General features: G+C 60.9%; 23 protein-coding genes. 16 read left to right on the forward strand and 7 right to left on the reverse strand.

All coding sequences use genetic code 11. The annotated features are described in order from the left end of the window. The first annotated feature begins 79 nt into the window (after nucleotides 1-79). The 4 genes from HX805_RS24525 (at nucleotide 80) to HX805_RS24540 (ending at nucleotide 1,998) form a co-directional block, all read left to right on the forward strand. On the forward strand, nucleotides 80-850 hold the full coding sequence (locus tag HX805_RS24525; RefSeq protein ID WP_134327181.1) for a helix-turn-helix transcriptional regulator: 771 nt from the start codon (nucleotides 80-82) through the stop codon (nucleotides 848-850). Nucleotides 851-954: 104 nt separating this feature from the next. Further along, nucleotides 955-1,275, forward strand: coding sequence for a helix-turn-helix transcriptional regulator (locus HX805_RS24530; protein WP_023659239.1), 321 nt, complete (start codon nucleotides 955-957; stop codon nucleotides 1,273-1,275). Between the two features lie 47 nt (nucleotides 1,276-1,322). After that, a complete protein-coding gene (locus HX805_RS24535) occupies nucleotides 1,323-1,685 on the forward strand; it encodes a type II toxin-antitoxin system RelE/ParE family toxin (RefSeq protein WP_003211487.1) in 363 nt (120 codons plus the stop codon). Beyond that, complete coding sequence (locus HX805_RS24540; RefSeq protein WP_003211485.1) at nucleotides 1,660-1,998, forward strand: helix-turn-helix domain-containing protein; 339 nt, start codon at nucleotides 1,660-1,662, stop codon at nucleotides 1,996-1,998. Before HX805_RS24535 ends, HX805_RS24540 begins: the two co-directional genes overlap by 26 nt. A 28-nt stretch (nucleotides 1,999-2,026) precedes the next feature. Here HX805_RS24540 and HX805_RS24545 read toward each other — a convergent pair whose 3' ends face one another. Next, the gene (locus tag HX805_RS24545; RefSeq protein ID WP_177081067.1) at nucleotides 2,027-2,965 is read right to left on the reverse strand and encodes a GlxA family transcriptional regulator; all 939 of its coding nucleotides are present in this window, start codon (nucleotides 2,963-2,965) and stop codon (nucleotides 2,027-2,029) included. A gap of 116 nt (nucleotides 2,966-3,081) precedes the next feature. Here HX805_RS24545 and HX805_RS24550 point away from each other — a divergent pair, with 116 nt between their 5' ends. Continuing rightward, the gene (locus tag HX805_RS24550; RefSeq protein WP_087693110.1) at nucleotides 3,082-3,876 is read left to right on the forward strand and encodes an SDR family oxidoreductase; all 795 of its coding nucleotides are present in this window, start codon (nucleotides 3,082-3,084) and stop codon (nucleotides 3,874-3,876) included. A gap of 6 nt (nucleotides 3,877-3,882) precedes the next feature. On the opposite strand, the gene HX805_RS24555 is transcribed toward HX805_RS24550, so the two are convergent. The 3 genes from HX805_RS24555 to HX805_RS24565 all read right to left on the reverse strand — a co-directional run bounded on the left by HX805_RS24555 (nucleotide 3,883) and on the right by HX805_RS24565 (nucleotide 7,447). Continuing rightward, nucleotides 3,883-5,265, reverse strand: a complete 1,383-nt coding sequence (locus HX805_RS24555; RefSeq protein ID WP_256344605.1) for an amidase family protein — start codon at nucleotides 5,263-5,265, stop codon at nucleotides 3,883-3,885. A gap of 235 nt (nucleotides 5,266-5,500) precedes the next feature. After that, entirely contained in the window at nucleotides 5,501-6,265 is a 765-nt protein-coding gene (locus HX805_RS24560) for a hypothetical protein (protein WP_177081068.1), read from the reverse strand. A gap of 123 nt (nucleotides 6,266-6,388) precedes the next feature. After that, on the reverse strand, nucleotides 6,389-7,447 hold the full coding sequence (locus tag HX805_RS24565; RefSeq protein ID WP_003211475.1) for an MBL fold metallo-hydrolase: 1,059 nt from the start codon (nucleotides 7,445-7,447) through the stop codon (nucleotides 6,389-6,391). A 124-nt stretch (nucleotides 7,448-7,571) separates the two neighbouring features. On the opposite strand from HX805_RS24565, the gene HX805_RS24570 reads away from it, so the two are divergent. The 4 genes from HX805_RS24570 to HX805_RS24585 all read left to right on the forward strand — a co-directional run bounded on the left by HX805_RS24570 (nucleotide 7,572) and on the right by HX805_RS24585 (nucleotide 11,594). Further along, entirely contained in the window at nucleotides 7,572-8,192 is a 621-nt protein-coding gene (locus HX805_RS24570; protein WP_003211473.1) for a TetR/AcrR family transcriptional regulator, read from the forward strand. Nucleotides 8,193-8,380: 188 nt separating this feature from the next. Further along, nucleotides 8,381-9,439 (forward strand): diguanylate cyclase, encoded by a 1,059-nt coding sequence (locus tag HX805_RS24575; protein WP_003211472.1) that lies wholly within the window; start codon nucleotides 8,381-8,383, stop codon nucleotides 9,437-9,439. 239 nt (nucleotides 9,440-9,678) lie between these two features. Continuing rightward, entirely contained in the window at nucleotides 9,679-10,998 is a 1,320-nt protein-coding gene (locus tag HX805_RS24580; RefSeq protein ID WP_177008446.1) for a PAS domain-containing methyl-accepting chemotaxis protein, read from the forward strand. An 80-nt stretch (nucleotides 10,999-11,078) separates the two neighbouring features. Beyond that, nucleotides 11,079-11,594 (forward strand): DUF1003 domain-containing protein, encoded by a 516-nt coding sequence (locus tag HX805_RS24585; RefSeq protein WP_003211469.1) that lies wholly within the window; start codon nucleotides 11,079-11,081, stop codon nucleotides 11,592-11,594. 105 nt (nucleotides 11,595-11,699) lie between these two features. Here the strand turns inward: HX805_RS24585 and HX805_RS24590 are convergent, their stop codons facing one another. Continuing rightward, nucleotides 11,700-12,584 (reverse strand): LysR family transcriptional regulator, encoded by an 885-nt coding sequence (locus HX805_RS24590; RefSeq protein ID WP_256344598.1) that lies wholly within the window; start codon nucleotides 12,582-12,584, stop codon nucleotides 11,700-11,702. Nucleotides 12,585-12,663: 79 nt separating this feature from the next. On the opposite strand from HX805_RS24590, the gene HX805_RS24595 reads away from it, so the two are divergent. Beyond that, nucleotides 12,664-13,359, forward strand: a complete 696-nt coding sequence (locus tag HX805_RS24595; RefSeq protein WP_177081069.1) for a CTP synthase — start codon at nucleotides 12,664-12,666, stop codon at nucleotides 13,357-13,359. Beyond that, the gene (locus HX805_RS24600; RefSeq protein WP_102605202.1) at nucleotides 13,356-13,679 is read left to right on the forward strand and encodes an antibiotic biosynthesis monooxygenase; all 324 of its coding nucleotides are present in this window, start codon (nucleotides 13,356-13,358) and stop codon (nucleotides 13,677-13,679) included. Before HX805_RS24595 ends, HX805_RS24600 begins: the two co-directional genes overlap by 4 nt. A gap of 172 nt (nucleotides 13,680-13,851) precedes the next feature. Here HX805_RS24600 and HX805_RS24605 read toward each other — a convergent pair whose 3' ends face one another. Further along, complete coding sequence (locus tag HX805_RS24605) at nucleotides 13,852-14,175, reverse strand: DUF2025 family protein (RefSeq protein ID WP_177027667.1); 324 nt, start codon at nucleotides 14,173-14,175, stop codon at nucleotides 13,852-13,854. Nucleotides 14,176-14,407: 232 nt separating this feature from the next. Between HX805_RS24605 and HX805_RS24610 the strand changes: the two genes are divergently transcribed. Then, nucleotides 14,408-15,535: a glycerophosphodiester phosphodiesterase gene (locus HX805_RS24610; RefSeq protein WP_008432958.1), complete on the forward strand. Its 1,128-nt coding sequence runs from the start codon at nucleotides 14,408-14,410 to the stop codon at nucleotides 15,533-15,535. Beyond that, nucleotides 15,536-16,213, forward strand: coding sequence for an AraC family transcriptional regulator (locus HX805_RS24615; protein ID WP_177117364.1), 678 nt, complete (start codon nucleotides 15,536-15,538; stop codon nucleotides 16,211-16,213). Here the strand turns inward: HX805_RS24615 and HX805_RS24620 are convergent. Beyond that, complete coding sequence (locus HX805_RS24620) at nucleotides 16,154-17,083, reverse strand: sterol desaturase family protein (RefSeq protein ID WP_177117365.1); 930 nt, start codon at nucleotides 17,081-17,083, stop codon at nucleotides 16,154-16,156. The genes HX805_RS24615 and HX805_RS24620 overlap by 60 nt on opposite strands. A 140-nt stretch (nucleotides 17,084-17,223) precedes the next feature. On the opposite strand from HX805_RS24620, the gene HX805_RS24625 reads away from it, so the two are divergent. From HX805_RS24625 to HX805_RS24635, 3 genes are all read left to right on the forward strand, one after another. Next, nucleotides 17,224-17,529, forward strand: a complete 306-nt coding sequence (locus HX805_RS24625; RefSeq protein ID WP_177054581.1) for a PepSY domain-containing protein — start codon at nucleotides 17,224-17,226, stop codon at nucleotides 17,527-17,529. A gap of 185 nt (nucleotides 17,530-17,714) precedes the next feature. Then, nucleotides 17,715-18,890 (forward strand): GAF domain-containing sensor histidine kinase, encoded by a 1,176-nt coding sequence (locus HX805_RS24630; protein ID WP_102369740.1) that lies wholly within the window; start codon nucleotides 17,715-17,717, stop codon nucleotides 18,888-18,890. Between the two features lie 100 nt (nucleotides 18,891-18,990). Continuing rightward, a complete protein-coding gene (locus HX805_RS24635) occupies nucleotides 18,991-20,013 on the forward strand; it encodes a transporter (protein ID WP_003211449.1) in 1,023 nt (340 codons plus the stop codon). Nucleotides 20,014-20,113 lie beyond the last annotated feature (100 nt).

Below are 20,113 nucleotides of genomic sequence, written 5' to 3' on the forward strand. Positions count from 1 at the left end.
GATAGAGACTCAAGGCTTGGCCCGCTTGCGCATGTCGGCCAATAATATGCGAGATATTGCCACTTCCGGAATCAGCTCCATGCGCAACGTTTCCATCGCTCAGCTCGACCTGACCCCGCGAACGGTCGTGGCAATCGGCACCGACTATCCCCACGGCTATCTGCTCAAGCGCCACAGCCATCGCCGCGGCCAGTTGCTGTATGGCGCCACCGGGGTGATGCAAGTCAGCACCCAGCAAGGCAACTGGGTTGTGCCGCCCCAGCGCGCGGTGTGGATTCCGGCCCAAGTGCCCCATGAAGTGCTGATGCTCGGCGTGTCGACGCGCAGCCTGTATATCGAACCGCACGCCGTCACCGACTTGGGCACCGACTGCCACGTCATCAACGTTTCACCCCTGATGCGACAGTTGCTGATGGAGGCGGTGGAGCTGCCGCTGGAATACGACGAGGCCGGGCGCGACGGTGCGCTGGTCAGCCTGCTGTTGTATGAACTGGCACGCGCCACGCACTTGCCCCTGCATATCCCGCTGCCGGAGGACCCTCGCCTGCTTGCTCTGTGCCTGACGTTTCTGCAGCGGCCGGACGTGCACCAGTCACCGGTTCAATGGGCGCAACAATCGCACCTGAGCCTGCGCACCTTCAGCCGGCATTTTCGCCAACAAACCGGCCTGAGCTTCGTGCAGTGGCGCCAGCGAGCCTGTGTTGTGCAGGCCTTGGCGCGGTTGGCCAGCGGTGAAAGCGTCACCCGGATCGCCCTGGACCTGGGCTATGAAAACCCGGCGGCATTTTCCAGCATGTTCCGCCGGGTGCTTGGGCAGTCACCGAGCACCTACCTGGAAGGGGCGAAATAGAGCGGCGGCAGCGCTATCGGAAAATCCAGTTGATGAGCGGTCAAAACAACTGTACAAAAACACAGTATAGTTTGCCCTCCCCCCGTCGAACCTGGAGAAAGTCCATGTCCTCTCTGGCAATGAGCAGCACCGTAGAACAGCAGATCGTCCTTCATCAATTCACCCCACGGCACAGCGTCCAGGCCCGCCTGATGCTGGGCTGGAGCCGGGAAGACCTGGCCCGGGAAGCGGATGTGGAAGTGGACGCCCTTCAACGTTTTGAAAGCCATGGCGACGTGGACGATGCTGTCCGCCTGAGTGTGGCGTTTCGCCTGGAGGCTGAAGGGTTGGTGTTTTTCCCGGGCTTTGCGCCGGGGTGGGGGATGAATGTGCGGGGCTCTTTGCCACTGTCGTCAGAGCATTCAGTGCTTGAAACGGTTGAGTAAGATTTCTCTTCGCGCTGACGCTTATCCCTATTTAGGTATATCCTCTCATGAGTTCATGGAAGCCACTCCTCTGGGTGGGCGGTAGCAAGAAAGATCTGCAGCAAATGCCTGGGCCTGTTCAAGATGTGTTTGGCTTTGCGCTCCACCTCGCCCAAGGAGGAGGCAAGCACTCACAGACCAAGGCATTGAAAGGGTTTGGCGGTAACGCGGTACTTGAGGTGGTGGAGGATTTCGACAGCAACACTTATCGTGGTGTGTATACCGTCCGTTTCGACTCAGCTGTTTATGTCCTTCATTGCTTCCAGAAAAAGTCGACGAAAGGCATCGCTACAGCACAGCACGACATACAACTGATCAAACAGCGACTCAAGGCGGCGCAGGATCATGCACAAGCATCACAACGCGATTGAGATCGAAGAAAGCACCGGCAATGTCTATGAAGACATCGGGCAGCCCGACGCCAGTGAAATGCAGGTCAAGGCACAGCTGGCGACGAAGATTGGTGAGATTCTCAAGGCACGTAGCCTCACTCAGGCACAAGCCTCCGTCATTCTCGGTTTATCCCAACCCAAGGTGTCTGAAATGCTGCGTGGCAGGTTTCGGGGTATCAGTGAAGCCAAAATGCTTGAGTGTTTGTCGCGCCTGGGGCGCGATGTGCAAATCGTTATTACGGCTGCGCCAGCTTCACGTACTCAAGGACGTATTGAAGTGCTATTCGCCTGAGTTGCCCTAGGTTCTGGCTCCCGCAAGTTCACGCCTGCAACTGCAACGCCCGACGGATCATTTGTGGCGGTTGGCCAAACGCTCGCAGGAAGGCTCGACGCATGCGCTCCGGGTCACCGAAGCCCGTCTCCCGGGCGACAACGTCGATGGAGTGGCTGCCGGATTCGAGCATCAACCTCGCCGCTTCAATGCGCAGGTGTTCTACCGCCTTGGCCGGGGATTGCCCGGTTTCGGCGCGGAACAGTCGGCTGAACTGACGCGGGCTGAGGTGTGCCGCTTGCGCCAGTTGTTCTACCGAGAGGTCCTCGTGCAAGTGCCCTTTGGCCCACGCCAGGGCGGTTTGTACGCGGTCGGACTTTGGGTCCAGTTCCAGCAACGCCGAGAACTGCGACTGGCCACCGGCACGGCGATGGTAAACCACCAGTTTTTTCGCCACGTCGCGGGCCACTTCCACGCCCAAATCGTGCTCGACCAGGGCCAGGGCCAGGTCGATGCAGGCGGTCATCCCGGCAGAGGTCCAGAGCGAGCCATCGACGGTGAAGATCCGGTCTTCCTCCAGCTTCACGTTGGGGTAGCGCTGGCGAAACGTCATGGCGTGGTACCAGTGGGTGGTTGCCTTGCGCCCTTCCAACAGGCCGGCCGCCGCCAGGTGGAACGACCCGGTGCAGGCCGACGTAATCCGGCGCGACGCCGTCAATGACGCTTGCAGGTACTCCACCATGCCGGGAGTGGGCTCAAGTAGTTCGTTGTCCCCCAGCACCAGGATCGTGTCGTAGACCTGCTGCCCGAACGCCAGGCTATCAATGGCAAAGCCCATGGAGCTTTTTATCGGCCCGCCATGCTCCGACAACAAGTCCACGCGGTAGAACGGTCGCCCCACCACGAAGTTGGCAAACTCGAACACGCTGCTGGTGGACAGGCTGAGCACCTGGAAACCGGGAAAAAGCAGGATACCGACGGACACCATGGCCAAACCTCATGTCTCTAAAGGAGGGATATACGACATTGCAGCCACCACATTACACCCATAATCTTGGTTCCAACAAGGCCGACCCCCTCCCCGGCCCATTTGGAGCAACTGCCATGTCGCAACACAAAGGTTATGCCCTGATTACCGGTGCCTCGTCAGGAATTGGTGCGGTGTATGCCGACCGCCTGGCCCGTGCCGGCTACGATCTGATTCTGGTGGCCCGCAACCAGCAACGTCTGGAGCAGTTGGCAACACGCTTGAAAGCCAATACCCAGCGTGACGTGCAGGTGATAGCGGCCGATCTCAATCTGCCAGCCGACTTGGCGCGAATCGCCCGGATCGCGCACGAAGACAGCCGTATCAGCCTGCTGGTGAATAACGCCGGTGTGGGCGCCACGGCTTCGCTGCTGGAGTCGGATGCCGACAAAATGGACGCGATGATTCTGCTGAACGTACTGGCGCTGACCCGCCTGGCCAAAGCCGCGGCAACCAACTTTGTCGCCCAAGGGCGTGGCACGATCATCAACATCGGCTCGATTGTCGCTCTCGCTCCCAAAGTGCTGAACGGCGTGTATGGCGGTACCAAAGCGTTCGTGCAGGCGTTCAGCGAATCGCTGCAGCATGAGCTGAGTGACAAGGGCGTAGTGGTCCAGGTGGTGCTGCCAGGCGCTACCGCCACGGAGTTCTGGGACATCGCCGGCCTGCCTGTGAACAACCTGCCGGAAGCCATGGTGATGACCACCGAAAACCTGGTGGACGCCGCCCTGGCAGGCCTCGCCCAAGGCGAAGCCGTGACGATTCCGTCCCTGCCGGACAGCGCAGATTGGGACACCTACGAACGCGCGCGGCTGGCCCTGGGTCCGAACCTGTCGCACCGTGAACCCGCCGCTCGTTATGGGTTGAAGTAATCCGGACTAGCGCAGGCCGGGTTTAAACGCAGGCTTCCTGATTGCCTGGGAGGCCTGTTCATACCCGTAGGCGACCGACAGCAACGTGGCTTCGCTCAAATTTTTCCCATAGAAGTGAACGGCTGTCGGCATCCCTTCGTCGTCCATGCCCGATGGTATGGAGATACCGGGATAACCGGCCACTGCCGAGTAGTAGTAACTGTACGAGTGAAAATTGGACACTATTGCATCAAGCTTATGCTCGGCCAGTGGCTTATCGATGGTGCTTTTGAAAATCGGGCCGATGGCAGCCCATAACTCATTGCGCGCCTCATCACTGATATCCATCCCGTTGATCATGGTGAGCATCTGTTGATCCGGCACACCCGGACCGCTGTTGCGCTCGTTGAATTCAATCAGCTCAGCCAGCGACTTCACCGGCAAGCCTGCCCGTCCGGCCAGGTAGGCTTCAAGCTGGTGTTTAACGTCCGATAACAACGCGTCGTTATATTGTTCATGGGTTTCGTACGGGACGCCCTCACCCAGTTGACCCACGGGTACCAATGTCGCGCCCTTGCCTCGCAGCAACGTAATGGCATCCTCGAAGTGCTGCCTGTCGGCTTTTTTCGCCGGGTCGTTGGCATCTTCTGCTGATAACTCAGGCAACGGCGTATAGCCGATGCGCTTGCCCACCAAGGCGTCAGGCTTGATTCCCTGGGTGTAGCGGTTGGTATCCGTCATCGCATCCAGTGCTTGCGCCGCATCACGCACGTTACGGGTGAAGGTGCCCACCGTGTCCTGGCGGGAACTGGTCATCACCCCTTCGGTACTCACTAATCCTTCGGTCGGTTTGAAACCAATAACACCGTTGTAAGCCGCCGGCGTAATGATTGAACCATTGGTTTCGACCCCCAATGCCAAGGGCACAATCCCTTGAGCAACGGCTACCGCAGAGCCCGTACTCGATCCCGCCGCCTGGCCATCCAGCCGATGCGGGTTGAGGGTCAGGCCGCCCCTGGAGCTCCAGCCATCAACCGGCGCCTCAGAGCGAAAATTGGACAATTCGCTCATGTTGGTTTTTCCAATAATCACCACGCCAGCCTTCAGCAGGTTGTCCACCACCTTGGCGTTCCTTGAAGCGGGCCTGCCCACCAACGCCATGGAGCCACCGCTGGTCTGCATCTTGTCGCCGGTTTCGAACACATCCTTGAGCGCTATCGGAACGCCATGCAAAGGCCCGCGCACTTTGCCTTCGGCCCGTTCCAGATCCAGCGCACGGGCTTTCACACGAGCGTCAGGATTGATTTCAATGAACGCATTGCCGCCCTGCAAGCCCTTGTCCATGTTGGCGATCAGCTTCAGCGAATCCCTCACCACCGAATCGGAACTGGCCCCATTGGGCCGGGTCATAGCCGCTGCCAAATCGTCGGCACTCCTGTAGGCCTGTGGCGGGTTCACCACTGCATCGAAAAGCCCCGCTGCCCATCCCGCGCCCACACCTGGTCCGATCATAAATACTCCCCGCCTGCCTGAATGTTGGGAATACCGTTCGATATCCCTGCCTCAGTCTAAGAAGCGAAATACTCGATGACTCGGGGGCAACTCTTACCGCGGCGTACGATCACTCTCCCCATGGCGTAGGCCCTTAAAGCCGCGCTAGAACCTGCTGGCAACCTCGCACCAACGCCGCCAGACGATCTCTGGACCAGTGCGCACCATAGAACCAGACGACCCTCGACACCCCGTCGACGTCGGTGCCCGCGGGCACGCTGAAGCGTGGGTTATCGGCAGTCGCTGCTTTGTGGAAAGCAACACCTTGCGCATCCGCCACCACCCCATCCAGGCGGTTTTCCGTGACCCGGTCGTTAATCTCATTGCCGGGGTCCAGGGTGAAGTGACGTGTGTCATCGGTCACCCGCGCCGTCACAGGCACCAATTGCGCACCGGCTGCACGCAGTACGTCCAGTACCCGGGCAAAGTGCGGGCTGTGTTTGGCGGGTTTGCGCACATCACCGGTAACGTACTCGCTGGCAAAACCAATACGGCTGCCAGCCAGGGGCGGTGTGTTGATCAGATGACCCGGATCAGCGACGGGTGGAATCTCCACCATCACCCGCCCCTCGGGGTCGACACCGCTGAGGGCAATCAGTGATAACGCGGGATCGCGCACGCTGTGCATCATGGGGCCAGGGAGGTCGAGCCTGGGGCCGTAACCGCCCGTGGAGCCAAACTCCAGGCCGCCCTGGTGAGTGGCCGAATTGACGATCGTACCGGCCGCATGACTGCCAAACACAACACCCTGGCTGGCAGTGGGGGCGCAAGGCTGGGGAGTACAACTGTCCCCCGATCCTGAAGGCTTGAACAGGCAGCGCACGCCCGGCCCCGTGACCTTCCTACTCTTATCGTCCATACACTCCCACGCCCCGGAATAAAGTTTCGAGGCGTGATTGCATCCCTTCAGCGAGGTGGATGTCTGTCGGAAATGGCTGGTTATGGCTCGTTCAAAATCCCTGAGCGCGCGATCAGACGGTGATTATCCGCTGACGTGCGCTTCACTGCCCTGATGCTCGACTTCCAGCCACCAGGCCTGCCCGCGCTCCGGCTGGTTGAGCATGAACGCCTGCCCCATCGCCGGTGTGGTGATCGACACGTTACGCTCCCATGCCAGCGCCATGATGCGGTCGAAGGGTTCGTGCCATGCATGAAACGCCAGGTCGAACGTGCCGTTATGGATCGGCAGCAGCCAGCGGCCCTTCAAGTCGATGTGCGCCTGCAGGGTTTCTTCCGGTTGCATGTGCACGTGGGGCCAGTCGACGTTGTAGGCCCCCGTCTCCATCAGGGTCAGGTCAAACGGGCCGTACTGCTCGCCGATACGCTTGAAGCCCTCGAAATAGCCGGTATCACCGCTGAAGAAAATTCGCCGTGAGCCGTCGATCATCACCCACGAACACCACAGCGTCTGGTTGCCATCGAACAGGCCGCGCCCGGAAAAGTGCTGGGCCGGCGTGGACACAAAACGAATCCCGTCCACTTCAGTGCCCTGCCACCAATCCAGTTGCCGCACCTTGCTGGCATCCACGCCCCACTTGACCAGGGTATCGCCCACACCCAGCGGCGCGAGGAAATAGCGGGTCTTGTCCGCCAGTTGCACCACCGCCTTGTGGTCCAGATGGTCGTAGTGGTTGTGGGAAAGAATCACCGCCTCGATCGGCGGCAGGTCCTCAAGGCTGATCGGCGGCTGATGGAAACGCTTGGGGCCCGCCCAACTGAACGGCGAAGCACGCTCGGCGAACACCGGGTCGGTCAGCCAGAACTTGCCGCGCATTTTCAGCAGCACGGTGGAATGGCCGAGGCGGAAAACGCTATGGTCCGGGGCGGCAAACAGTTGCTCGCGAGTCAGCGGCTGCACCGGAATCTCACCCACCGGGCGCGTGCTGCGGGGCTTCTGGAAGAGCATCTTCCACATGATGCCCAGGGTCTTGCCCAAGCCGCCATGCTGGATGGGCTTCTGATTGGTGAAGTGACCTTGATGCTGTTCGGAAGACTTGGGCGCTGTAGAAGAACTGTCGAGACGGGTTGAGATCGTGGCCATTACCGAGGAACTCCTGCAGACTGCTCTAAAAATTACACTGCACAGTGTAGTTTCTAGATTGCAACAAAACCGGGAGCAAGTAAACTACCGAGTGTAAGTTTCCCTTCAGAGCCGAACTCCCACCATGACTGTACCCCTGCGCCTCACCGACCGTAAACGCGAAGCCATCGTGGCAGCCGCCATTGCCGAGTTTCGTGACAACGGGTTCGAGGTCACCAGCATGGACAAGATTGCCGCCACGGCGGGGGTTTCCAAGCGCACGGTGTACAACCACTTCCCGAGCAAGGAAGAGCTGTTCGCCGAGATCCTGCATCAACTGTGGGCCAGCAGTGTTGCGCAACTGGACGTCAGCTACGCCAGCGACCGCCCGCTGCGAGAGCAACTGCGCGGGTTGCTGCAGGCCAAGATGACGATGATGTCGGACGCCAACTTCCTCGACCTGGCCCGGGTCGCGATTGCCGCCACCATCCACTCGCCGGAACGTGCCCAGGACATGGTCAACCGCCTGAGCAAGCGTGAAGAAGGCTTCACCCAATGGGTGCGCGCCGCCCAGGAAGACGGCCGGCTGAGCTGCACCGACCCATGCTTCGCCGCCCACCAGGTGCAAAGCCTGCTCAAGGCCTTTGCCTTCTGGCCACAGATCACCCTCGGCCAGCCGACCCTGGACGCCGACGCCCAAGCGAACGTCATCGAGTCGGCCATCGACCTGTTCCTCGCAGGCTATGAGGTCGTGCCACAGCACTGACCTGTTGCAGGAACGACATCCAAGGTCGTTTTTATCTGATTCGCCGCGTGTCCTTTGCAAATGGCCTGGAAGGACACTGATTATTCCCACGCGAATAACTGACAATATTCACACGTATTATCCGACCAGTGGTTTTCCCGATCACGTGTGCCGTCGTACCTGCAAAAAAAGAATCGACCCAGGAATCTATGGAAAACCAACGAGGCAAAGGGCTGTCATTTGCCAGACGTATCTACAGGCCAAGGATCATCGGCCTGGGCATCGGCTGCATCAGCGTCATCGCCGCGCTCTACCCACTGCAAATGCCAGGCTGGGTCTGGGCGTTGCTGCTGTTCAATGGTTTTGGCTGGGCGCACCTGGCCTATCAACTTTCGACCCGCTCCGATTTCCCCTACAAGGCGGAACGGCGAAACCTGCTCTACGACTCACTGCTCGGCGGGTTCTGGGCGGCGACTACACAATTCACGCCACTGACGGCCGTGACCATCCTGTCGATGATGACCATGAACAACGTCGCCGCCGGCGGCAAACGCCTGTTCCTCCACGGCATCGTGGCGCAACTGGCAGGCATCGGCGTGTCCTGGCTGCTGTTTGGCATCCACTTCAATCCCGACGTCAGCCTGGTCCAGGTCTACGCCTGCCTGCCGATGCTGACCCTGTATCCCATGGCGCTGGGCATGGTCTGCTACCGCCTGGCGATCAAATTGTCGGAACACAAACGCGCCCTGAGCGCCTTGAGCCGCACCGACAGCCTCACCGGCCTGCTCAACCACGGTTCGTGGAAAGACCTGCTGCACCTGAAGTTTCACAAGTGCCAGCAACAACATGGGAACGCCACCATCGCACTGATCGACATCGACCATTTCAAGCAGATCAACGACAGCTATGGGCACATCATCGGTGACCAGGTTCTGCGCCAACTAAGCCTGGAACTTCGACGCAACCTGCGGGCAAACGACCTGGCCGGGCGATACGGCGGCGACGAGTTCTGTGTGATTCTTCCGGACATGCCCATGGAACAGGCCGCGCAAGTCATGGAACGCATGCGCGAGGTGTTCAGCAATTACCGCAACCCGGAAATCCCCGAGCTGCGGGTCAGCCTGAGCATTGGCCTGGCGTCTTTCCAGAGCACCTTCACCGACGCGGCCATGTGGCTCAACGCAGCGGACCGCGCGCTGTACGCGGCCAAGGACACCGGCCGTAACCGAGTCAATATCAGCGACTACGTGGTCGCCCATTCCGCCTGAATCCCGCCCTCTGCATCTCGTCTGAATTAAACGCGCCCGTCGCCGACCGATAGCATAATGCCGCCATTGGTCGACTGGCATAGAACTTCTTGCCGGCCATACGACTCAGAACCCGCTGTTCCACCCCGCTGCCAGCACAAGGAAGCTGGCAATGAGCACGTTTGCCGTATGGCCAGGCCTTACGGTGGCAGGCGCCCCCATGGATACCCCTGACGCTTGCTTCCCCCGAGCACACGACCATGCTATTCAACGCCCATAAAAAAACCATCAGTACCCTGCAAGCCACCCTTGCCCAGCAAGCCAGCCTTCTTGACGCCATCGACCGCTCCATGGCGGTGATTGAATTTGATCTGCAAGGCACAGTCCTGCGGGCCAACGAGAATTTCCTCAAGGCCATGGGCTACACCGCCGACCAAGTCGTGGGCCAGTCCCACCGCCTGTTCTGCACCCCGGCCTTTGCCCGCAGCGCCGAGTACGGCCAACTGTGGACGCAATTGCGCAACGGCCAATTCCAGTCCGGCACCTTTGAGCGCGTGACCAGCGGCGGCCAGCCGATCTGGCTGGAGGCCAGCTACAACCCGGTGCGCGACGAGTCCGGCAGCGTGGTGAAAGTGGTGAAGTACGCCATGGACGTCACCCCGAAAATGCAGGCCGAGAGTGAAGCCAACGCCAAGTTGCAGGCCATCGACCGCGCCATGGCGGTGATCGAGTTCAACCTCGACGGCACCATCATCAGCGCCAACCAGAATTTCCTGCAGCGCATGGGCTACAACCTGGCGCAGGTGCAGGGCAAGCATCACCGCATGTTCTGCACACCGGAGCTGGCCAACAGCAGCGCCTACAGCGATTTCTGGCGACGGCTGAACCAGGGTGAGCTGTTCAACGGCCAGTTCGAACGCATCGACAAAAACGGCCAGGTGGTGTGGCTGGAAGCCAACTACAACCCGGTGTACGACGCCAGCGGGCGCCTGTGCAAGGTGGTGAAATACGCCTCCGACGTCACGGCCATGGTGGAGAAACACGCGGCCGACGCGCAAAGCGCCACCCAGGCTTATCACATCTCGCTGCAAACCCGGGACATCGCCGAAAAAGGCGCCGAGGTGATCCAGCAGACCGCCACCGGCATGCGTGAGATTGCCGCCAATATCGACGGTTCTTCCGCGCTGATCGCCAAGCTGGGCGAGCGTTCGCAGCAGATCACCGCCATCGTCAACACCATTCGCGGGATTGCCGACCAGACCAACCTGCTGGCATTGAACGCTGCCATCGAAGCCGCACGTGCCGGCGAACAAGGGCGCGGCTTTGCGGTGGTGGCCGATGAAGTGCGGCAATTGGCGGCGCGCACCAGCGGTTCAACGGCCGAGATTTCGTCGATGATCGAGATGATCCAGACCGAAACCCGCCAGGCCATCGACAGCATGGACGGTACCCGCGACCGCGCCGCCCAGGGCGTGGACCTGGCCAACCAGGCCGGCACGGTGATCCTGCAGATTCGCGAAGGCGCCAGCGAGGCGGTGCAGGCTGTGAGTGCGTTTGCCAATGAACGGGGCAACAGGTAAGCGACAGGCTTCTTCATGTGCCAGGCCGAGGGCTCGGTCTATAGTGGTGGCTTGTCTTACGCCACGGATTCGAGCCCGCCATGACCCCGGATAAACCTGAAGCCAACGTTGACCACCTGCGCTTTCATCGTAAACACGCCCATCTCGCGCCGACCTTTGGCAACGACACCTTTGCGTTGAAAGCCGAAGCCTTCGCGCGCTTCTTTGGCACCCCGACGTTCCTGGGGGCGCAAACGGCAATCGTGATTCTGTGGGTCGTGCTCAACATGACCGGCATCACGCACTTTGACGTCTACCCGTTCATCCTCTTGAACCTGGCGTTCAGCCTGCAATCGGCCTATGCCGCCCCCTTGATTTTGCTCGCCCAGACCCGCCAGGCCGCACGGGACAAGGCCCAATCCGACGCCGACGCCCAGCACCGCGAAGCCCTGGCCGTGGCCAACACCGAACGCCAGGCCCAGGCGGCGCAGACCACCAAGCAACTGCTGGAACTGTTGGAGCAGAACACCAAGCTCACCGAGATGACCAAACAACTGACCGAACGCATCGAAGGGCTGACCAGCGAAATGCACGACCAATTCGTGCGCAAGACCTGACCCTCCCACGCATCCCGTGTGGGAGCTGGCTTGCCTGCGATTGCATCACCGCGGTATGCCTGATGCACCACAGCGCCTGTATCGCAGGCAAGCCAGCTCCCACAGTTATCTCACCGGCAAGCGCACATGCTGGCCCAACTGATCAAATAACGTCACCACCGAGCGCAAGGCCCGGCAATCGGGGCGCGTCAGCAGCCACAGGGCGGTGTCGTGCCCCACCAGCGGCGGGCTCAACGGTTCCAGACCCGCGCCCAGCAGGTAATCCGGCAACGCGGCCACGCCGAGTCCCGCGCGCACCAGCTCGGTTACCGAAACCATGCTGTTGCAGCGATAGGCTGGCATCACTCCCGGCAAGTGCTGGCGCCGCCAGGTGACGGTGGGGTGATCCGGCAGGAAGTCATCCGGCGCGATCCAGTTCAGGGCCGCCAGTTCCTCCCCCGCATGCTGGCTGGAATAGTCGGCACTGGCGCACACCCGATACGACACCGTGCCCAGGCAACGTCCTACCAGATGCTCGGGCGGTGCCTTGGTCAGGCGCAGGGCGATATCCGCATCGCGGCGGCTGAGGTTGGCGAAGTCATTGGACGTGCTCAGCTCCAGGGTCAACGCCGGGTAGCCCGGCATGAACTGCGCCAGGGCCGGCAGCAACAGTGACTGCAATACCGAGTCCGTGCACGTCAGGCGCACCGTACCGCTGATCACTTCACCGCCCTGCTCCACTCCCACCCGTGCTGCCTCCAGCGCCTGTTCGGCACGTTCGGCCTGCTCGGCGAGGGTGGTGGCCAAGGTGGTGGGCAGGTAGCCGGCGCGGCTCTTTTCGAACAGCGTCTGGCCCAGCGCCGTCTCCAGCCGCCGCACCGCGCGAAACACCGTAGACACGTCCACTCGCAGCAACGCCGCCGCCCGCGCGAGCGTGCCGCCGCGCACCAGGGCGAGGATCAGGGAAAGGTCGGGGTAGTCGATCTGATAGTGCACCGCTGCATTGAACATGTGTGTTAATGCCAATATTGATTGCGTAAGCGCCAATCTATAGTGAGCGCCAGGACTCAACAAGCCACGGATAACCTCGATGAATAAAACCACCCTGCACCTGGCCCTGATCGGCGACTACGATGCACAGGTCACCGCCCACCAGGCCATTCCCCTGGCGTTGCAACAGGCCGGCGCGGCGCTGGGCCTGACGGTGCGGTTCGACTGGCTGGCCACCGACACGATCAAATCCACCGAACAACTGCAGCACTACGACGGCTTCTGGTGCGTCCCCGCCAGCCCCTACCGAGACCTTGACGGCGCGCTGCTGGCCATCCGGTATGCCCGTGAACAGCGGCGCCCTTTCCTCGGCACCTGCGGCGGTTTTCAACACGCGGTGCTGGAATATGCCCGCAACGTGCTGGGCTGGGCCGACGCCGAGCATGGCGAACTGGCCCCCGACTCGCCGCGTGCAGTGCTGACACCGTTGACCTGCGCGCTGGTGGAAGCGACCGACACCATCCGCTTGATGGCCTATACCCGCATCGCCGAGGCCTACGCCACCCTCGATATCCATGAAGGCTACCGTTGCCGCTATGGCATCAATCCAGCGTTCGAAAGTGCATTGCTGGAAGCCGACCTGATTGCCAGCGGCCATGACTCGGCGGGCGATCTGCGGGCGGTGGAGTTGCTGGGCCATCCGTTTTTTGTCGCCACCCTGTTCCAGCCGGAACGTGCGGCGCTTAAAGGCGTCACCCCGCCGTTGGCCATTGCGCTGCTGAAGGCCTGCGCATGATCGCCAAGACACCCAAACCGCCGTACTACGCCGTGGTGTTCAGTTCATTGCGCACTGAAGGTGACAACGGTTACGGACGAGCCGCCGACCGCATGCTGGAACTGGCCCGGCAACAACCCGGTTTTCTCGGCGTGGAATCGGCGCGCGGGGACGACGGGCTGGGCATCACGGTGTCCTACTGGAGCAGCGAAGCGGAGATCCTGGCCTGGAAGCAGCACGCCGAACACACTGAGGTGCGCGAACAGGGCCGCGCCACCTGGTACTTGGCGTGCCATACACGAGTGTGCAAGGTGGAGCGGTCTTACGCGTTCGAGCGCTGAAACCTCAGCCTGTGTAAAACACTTAATGTGGACAAGGGAGGCTCTGTGGTGAGGGCGCTTGCTGTAGTGAGGGAGCTTGTGTGGTGAGGGAGCTCCCTCACCACACAAGCTCCCTCACTACAGCAAGCGCCCTAGCCACAAAAAGCGCTCCAGCCGCAGGGCTATGCGGCACTCAACTGACCAGACTGCGCACCGCACTGATCTGTGGAATCTCCACCCGACGCATGTACACCCGCAGCGGTTCGGTGATGTTGATGCGATCGTCGATGTTCTGGTCCAGCAACAACTGGATCCGCTCGCGGGACAAGGTCATGGCCTGCCCGTCGATCGGCAGCCAGACAAACTCGGCGGTCGGGATAATGCCGTCATCGGCCACGTCCATGCCGAAGGAGTCTTCGCTGAAACGGACGATGTACTGGCCAGTCTTGCGGTTCAGGCCGACAAAACCCTGGAGTTGGTCGGCGGCCTGGCAGATAAGCTCGGAGGTGATGCGCATGGTAAACCTCACTGAAAAGTCCTACTTGGACTGGAAAGATGGTTTACACGCGTGGCAGGAAAATCTGCCCTCTGATGGGGCAATTCAAGGCAAGAGTACTGCATCGCACCGCACAAAAGTGCAGAAAAATGGCCGGTGAACACGTTAATGTCGGTTTGGTGATAGCGCCATTCGCAAGCAATTGTTAAAAAGGAGCCCTTCTCAAAGTTACCTCCACGAAAGGACTTCGCATATGCCTGTCACGTTTACCAAGAGTGCCCTGCTGCTGGCCCTGATGCTGGGCCTTGGCCACGCACAGGCGGCAAGCCCGATCAGCCCTACCGAATTGGCCACCAACGAAGGCATTCCGCACCCCGCCGTGATTGCCCACCGTGGCGCCTCCTTCGATGCACCGGAATCCACCGCCGCCGCCTACAAGGTCGCGCGCGACCTGGGTGCCGACTACCTGGAAATGGACCTGCAACGCAGCAAGGACGGGGTACTCTTCGCCCTGCATGACAACAACCTGCAACGCACCACCGACGTCGCCACCAAGTTCCCGGAGCGCAAGGACAGCCCGGCCAACGAATTCACCTGGGCCGAGCTTAAAACCCTGGACGCCGGCAGCTGGTTCAACGCCGCCTACCCGGACCGTGCCCGCCCGGGCTTCGTCGGCCTGAAAATTCTCAGCCTGGACGAAATCATCAAGATCGCCGAAGGCAACCCGCAGCACAAACCCGGCCTGTACATCGAAACCAAAGAGCCGAAGCAATTCCCGGGCATCGAGGCCGACCTGAAGAACAAGCTGCTGGATAAAGGCTGGTTGAGCTCCACCGGCTCCAACCAGGCCCAGAAAAACATCGGCGTCGGCCAGGGCAAGGGCCGCGTGGTGCTGCAAACCTTTGAGAAAGACAGCCTGAAAGAACTGCAAAAAGAGATGCCCAACACCCCGAAAATCCTGCTGTTGTGGGTAGGTGAAGGCAGCATCGAACCGAAATCCAAGGTGCCCTTCGCCGAGTCCGGCGAGCCGAGCAAAGCCGCCTACTACGCCAAGCAGGAGCCGAAGGACGCCGCCGAGTTCGAAAAATGGATCGACGAGGCCAAGAGCCTGGGCGCCATCGGTACCGGCCCTTCGGCACAGCTGACCAACCTGGGCGACCAGAGCTATTCCGACCTGGTCAAACCCGAGATGAACCAGTTGACCCACGACAAGGGCTTGCTGGTGCACGTGTACACCGTGGATGAGCCGGTGGACTTCGACAAGGTCATGAAAGCCGGCGTCGATGGCATCTTCACCAACCGCGCTGCCGAACTGCTGAAGTACTACAAGCGCTGGCCGTCCTCGAGTGTGGCCGACCTGCTGCAGGACAACGGTTACTGAGTGAGCCCCGAATGGTCAGGTCGCCTGTGGCTGGGGCCTGACTACGGGCTGATCCAGGGCATACCGGGGCGCACCGCGTCCCATGCACACTATGCCCATCAGCTGATGTTCTCCGCGGGCGGGCCGGTCACGGCCAGCCTCGATGGCCGTGCCATCACGGCCCATCGCCTGTTTATCCCGTCCAGAATGCCCCACGCCATCCTCCAAACCCATGGTGAGGTATTGATGGTGTATGCCGAACCCGGCGCATTTGATATCGCCCCCTTGCAGGCCGCCCTGGCCGACAGTGAACGGTCCCTGGAAGCACTCGAGCGCACGCTGCGCCAATTGCCGAGACGCGCACTGGAAGATGCCAGGGTGGAGCGCGCGCTGTCGGCGCTGGATCAGCAACTGAGTGGCAAGGTCTCGGCCCAAGCCCTGGCACAGGCGGCGCACGTTTCGTTAAGCCAGCTGGAACGTTTGTTCGCCAACCAACTGGGTTTGCCCGTGCGTCGCCTGGTGTTGTGGCGGCGCTTGCGAGTGGCGCTCGGACTGGCGCTCGGCGGCAGCACCTTGACCGAGGCTGCCCATGGCGCCGGGTTCGCCGATTCGGCGCATTTTTCCCGGACCATGAAACAACTATTCGGCGTCACGGCCGGGGCGTCGTTGCGCAACCTGCACGTACGAATCCTGGACTAGACCGACGGGAACCGGCGGCTCCTTGCTCAATTGCACCGTCCTGAAAGGGTCGCGCAACTGCGCCACATACTCCCGCGGAAAATCCGGCCGGCTGCCAATCCCCAAGTCGCCCTGCCCCATTCGATAGTCATGGCTGTAAAACGCCGTACCCAAGAGCCAATCCCACAGATTGAAAAACAAGCCGAAATTCACATCCCCAGCCCGGCCATATTTCATGTGATGAAAACGATGCACCGGCGCCCAGGCGAACACCCAGCGCAGCGGCCCCAGGCGCATGTCGACATTGGAATGCTGCAACAGCAACTGCACGGCAATCGCCAGGGCCAGCAGCAGCGCCACCTCCGTGGGAATGCCCAGCAGGATCAACGGCGCCAACCCGGCAGTGGCTTCCAGCATCTGGTGCAACGGATGCTTCATCAAGCCATTGAAGCCATACAGCCGTTGCACGCTGTGGTGCACCGCGTGCAGGCGCCACAAGGCAGCGACTCGGTGGCTGGCGTAATGCATCAGGGTGATGCCCGCATCGGCAATGAAGATCGCCAGCAGCAATTGCGCCCAGAGCGGCCACGCCCGCGGCCATACACCGTCGACGGCCAACAGCGCGGTCAGCACCGGCAAGATCAACAAGCCCGCCGCATTGAGGCCCTCATTGACCAACGCGTGAATCAAGTCGCGACGACGATCACCCTGGTTGCGATTCCACTGTGGCTCATAGGGCAACCACCACTCGGCGATAAACGACACCGCCACCGCCAGAACAAATACCAGCCCCAGCCACTGCAGCGCATCCCTCTGCACCAGCCACAGCGCCCACCCGATAAACCCCGCCCAAAACAAGGGCGCATACACCCAGGCCATTAACTGTTTCATCTGTGCCTCCCGTAAGTGAGACGCCAGCATGAAACCCCGCACTCGCCGCCGATTGAACAAACGGCGCAATTTTAAGGGTGAGTTAAGTTGCGCTGGTTAACCTGATCCCACTTAAACAGCTCACCCCAAAGGATCACACCATGAAAAACCTGACCGCTCTGTTCGCTGCTGCCGCCTTGACCCTTACCGCCGGTTTGGCCCAGGCCGATGTTCGCCCGGACCAGATTCCGAGCCTGCTCAAGTCCGGTGCCGTGATGGATTTTGAAAAGCTCAACGCCAAGGCCGTGGCCCAGCACAAAGGCGCCACCATCGTTGACACCGAACTGGAAGACAACGCCGGCCGCCTGGTCTACGAGACCGAACTGCGTGACACCAGCAACGTGAAGTGGGACGTGAAGCTGGATGCCAAGACCGGCGAAGTCCTGGAAAACAAGCAAGACACTTGAGTTGAACTGCAAAAACGCCGCGCCGCCTTCGGGCCGCGCGGCTTTTTTATGCGCGCTCGTCGCCCAGAAGAGCAATTAGTCTAATTAGCGTGAACGAATTTGTACCTTACGCCGCCAAGCTCGCTAGAATCCCAACCATCAGCCAAGGCACAACGCCAGCAGCATCAGGACCGGAACCGTTCGCCATGGGGCAAAAAGCCGTCGACATTGCCACCATTGGCAGAATCAGCGCCGTCCCGGCGATTCTCCAGGTAGTCAGCGAGATGACCGGCTTGCGTTTTGCGGCCGTGGCCCGGGTCACCGACGATTCCTGGACCGCCTGCGCCGTGCGCGACCAACTGGACTTTGGCCTGCCCGTGGGTGGCGAGCTGGACCTGACCACCACCCTGTGCCACGAAATACGCGACTCCCACGTCTCGATCGTGATCGACAAAGCCAGCGAAGACCCGCTGTATCGCGACCACCACACGCCGCGTATCTACCACTTTGAAAGCTACATCTCGGTGCCGGTGTTCCGCACCGACGGGCGTTTCTTCGGCACCATCTGTGCCCTGGACCCGAACCCGGCGCAACTGCGCAGCAGCACCATCCAGTCGACCATGGAGTCGTTTGCCCGGGTGCTGTCGCTGCAGATCGAAGCCGAAGAAAGCCTCCAGCAGACCGAAGCCGACCTGCAGCAGGAGCGCGAAACCGCCGAACTGCGCGAACAATTCATCGCCGTGCTCGGCCACGACCTGCGCAACCCGCTGTTCGCCATCAACGTCGGCGCCGAACGGCTGCTGCGCAAACACCCGGACCCGGCCACCGACACCCTGGTGCGGCACATGCTGGCCAGCGGCCGCCGGGCCTCGCAACTGGTGGAAGACGTACTGGACTTTGCCCGTGGCCGAATGGGCAGCGGCATCCCGGTCAACATCAGTGAATGCACTGGGCTTGAAGACACTTTGCAGCATGTGGTGGAAGAGGTGCAGCACGTCCATCCAAAGCGGCTGATTCACGCCCGCATCGGCAATCTCAAGGGTGTGAAAGGCGACCGCGAGCGGCTGGCGCAACTGCTCTCCAACCTGGTGGCCAACGCCATCAGCCACGGCAGTCCCGAAGGGCCGGTTGAGGTCAGTGCGCAGGTCAACGCCGGCACGTTTGAGTTAACGGTGAAAAACCTTGGGCTGATCAGTGAGCAAGCCATGCCGCTGCTGTTCCAGCCCTACTCCCGACCGACGGGCGCCTTGCCCCAGGCCGGGCTGGGCCTGGGTTTGTACATCGTCAAACAGATTGCCGACGCCCATGGCGGGCGGCTGGAAGTGTCTTCCAGCGAGCAGGGCGGCACGGTCTTCAGCTTCAGTTTGCCCGCAGGCGATTGACGGCCACCTCAAACCGTCACAAAACCGTCAAATCCTGTCGCCATGATGCGCTCAAGTGAACCTGTGAAATTTCCTACAGGCACTTTCCCTGCGAGCCTCCATGAACCACAGCATCGACCACAGCCACCAGGACTCCGACCTGTTTGGCTTGCTCTACGGTTTTCGTTTCCGCCCCGGTGAAAAGGGCGAACAGATTGATTCAGCCACTGCCCTTGCGGCCTTGCAGCAGCCCGGAGACCCCGACGAATTTCTGTGGCTGCATTTGAACCTGGCCCACGCCGCCTGTGAGCGCTGGATGCAGGCGCACCTGAACCTGCCGGAAGAATTCTTCGAAGCCTTGCACGAAGGCTCACGCTCCACCCGCATCGAACACGTGGACTCAGCCTTGCTGGCGGTGGTCAACGACGTGGTCTTCAACTTCAGCAGCATGGTGTCTTCAGACATTTCCACCTTATGGGTGTGCGCCCGCAGTCGGCTGCTGATCAGCGCGCGCCTGCAACCGCTGCATTCGGTGGACAAGCTGCGCTCGTCGGTTAAGGCCGGTGAACACTTTCGCTCGCCGCTGGAACTGCTGGTGCATTTGCTGCGGGACCAGGGCGAGGTGCTGACACAGATCGTGCGCAAGACCAGCCTCAGCGTCGACCAGATCGAGGACCAGTTGCTGTCGTCACGCCTGTCCACCAACCGCGCCGAATTGGGTGCCGCGCGCCGGGTGCTGGTGCGCCTGCAACGGCTGCTGGCGCTGGAGCCCGGCTCGTTGCTGCGGCTGCTCAATCGTCCGCCCCAGTGGCTGCAGAAGGAAGACGTGAAAGAGCTGCGCAAATCCACCGAGGAGTTTGCGCTGATCATCAACGACCTGATGGCGTTGGGTGAGCGCATCAAGCTGCTGCAGGAAGAGATCGCCGCCAACCTCAACGAACAGAGCAACCGCACGTTGTTCACCCTGACCGTGGTCACGGTGCTGGCGTTGCCGATCAACATCATTGCCGGTTTTTTTGGCATGAACGTTGGTGGCGTGCCGCTCTCCACAGACCCGGAAGGCTTCTGGATTCTGGTGGCGCTGGTGGCGACATTCACCCTGATTGCCGGACGCTGGGCGTTTCGCAAGCGCAAGGATTATTGAATTTGAAATGCGATCAAGTGTGGGAGCTGGCTTGCCTGCGATAGCGGTGGTGACTGATACACCGCTATCGCAGGCAAGCCAGCTCCCACATTTTATCGGC

This window comes from Pseudomonas sp. G5001 (genome assembly GCF_013385475.1).
Classification (GTDB): Bacteria; Pseudomonadota; Gammaproteobacteria; order Pseudomonadales; family Pseudomonadaceae; genus Aquipseudomonas.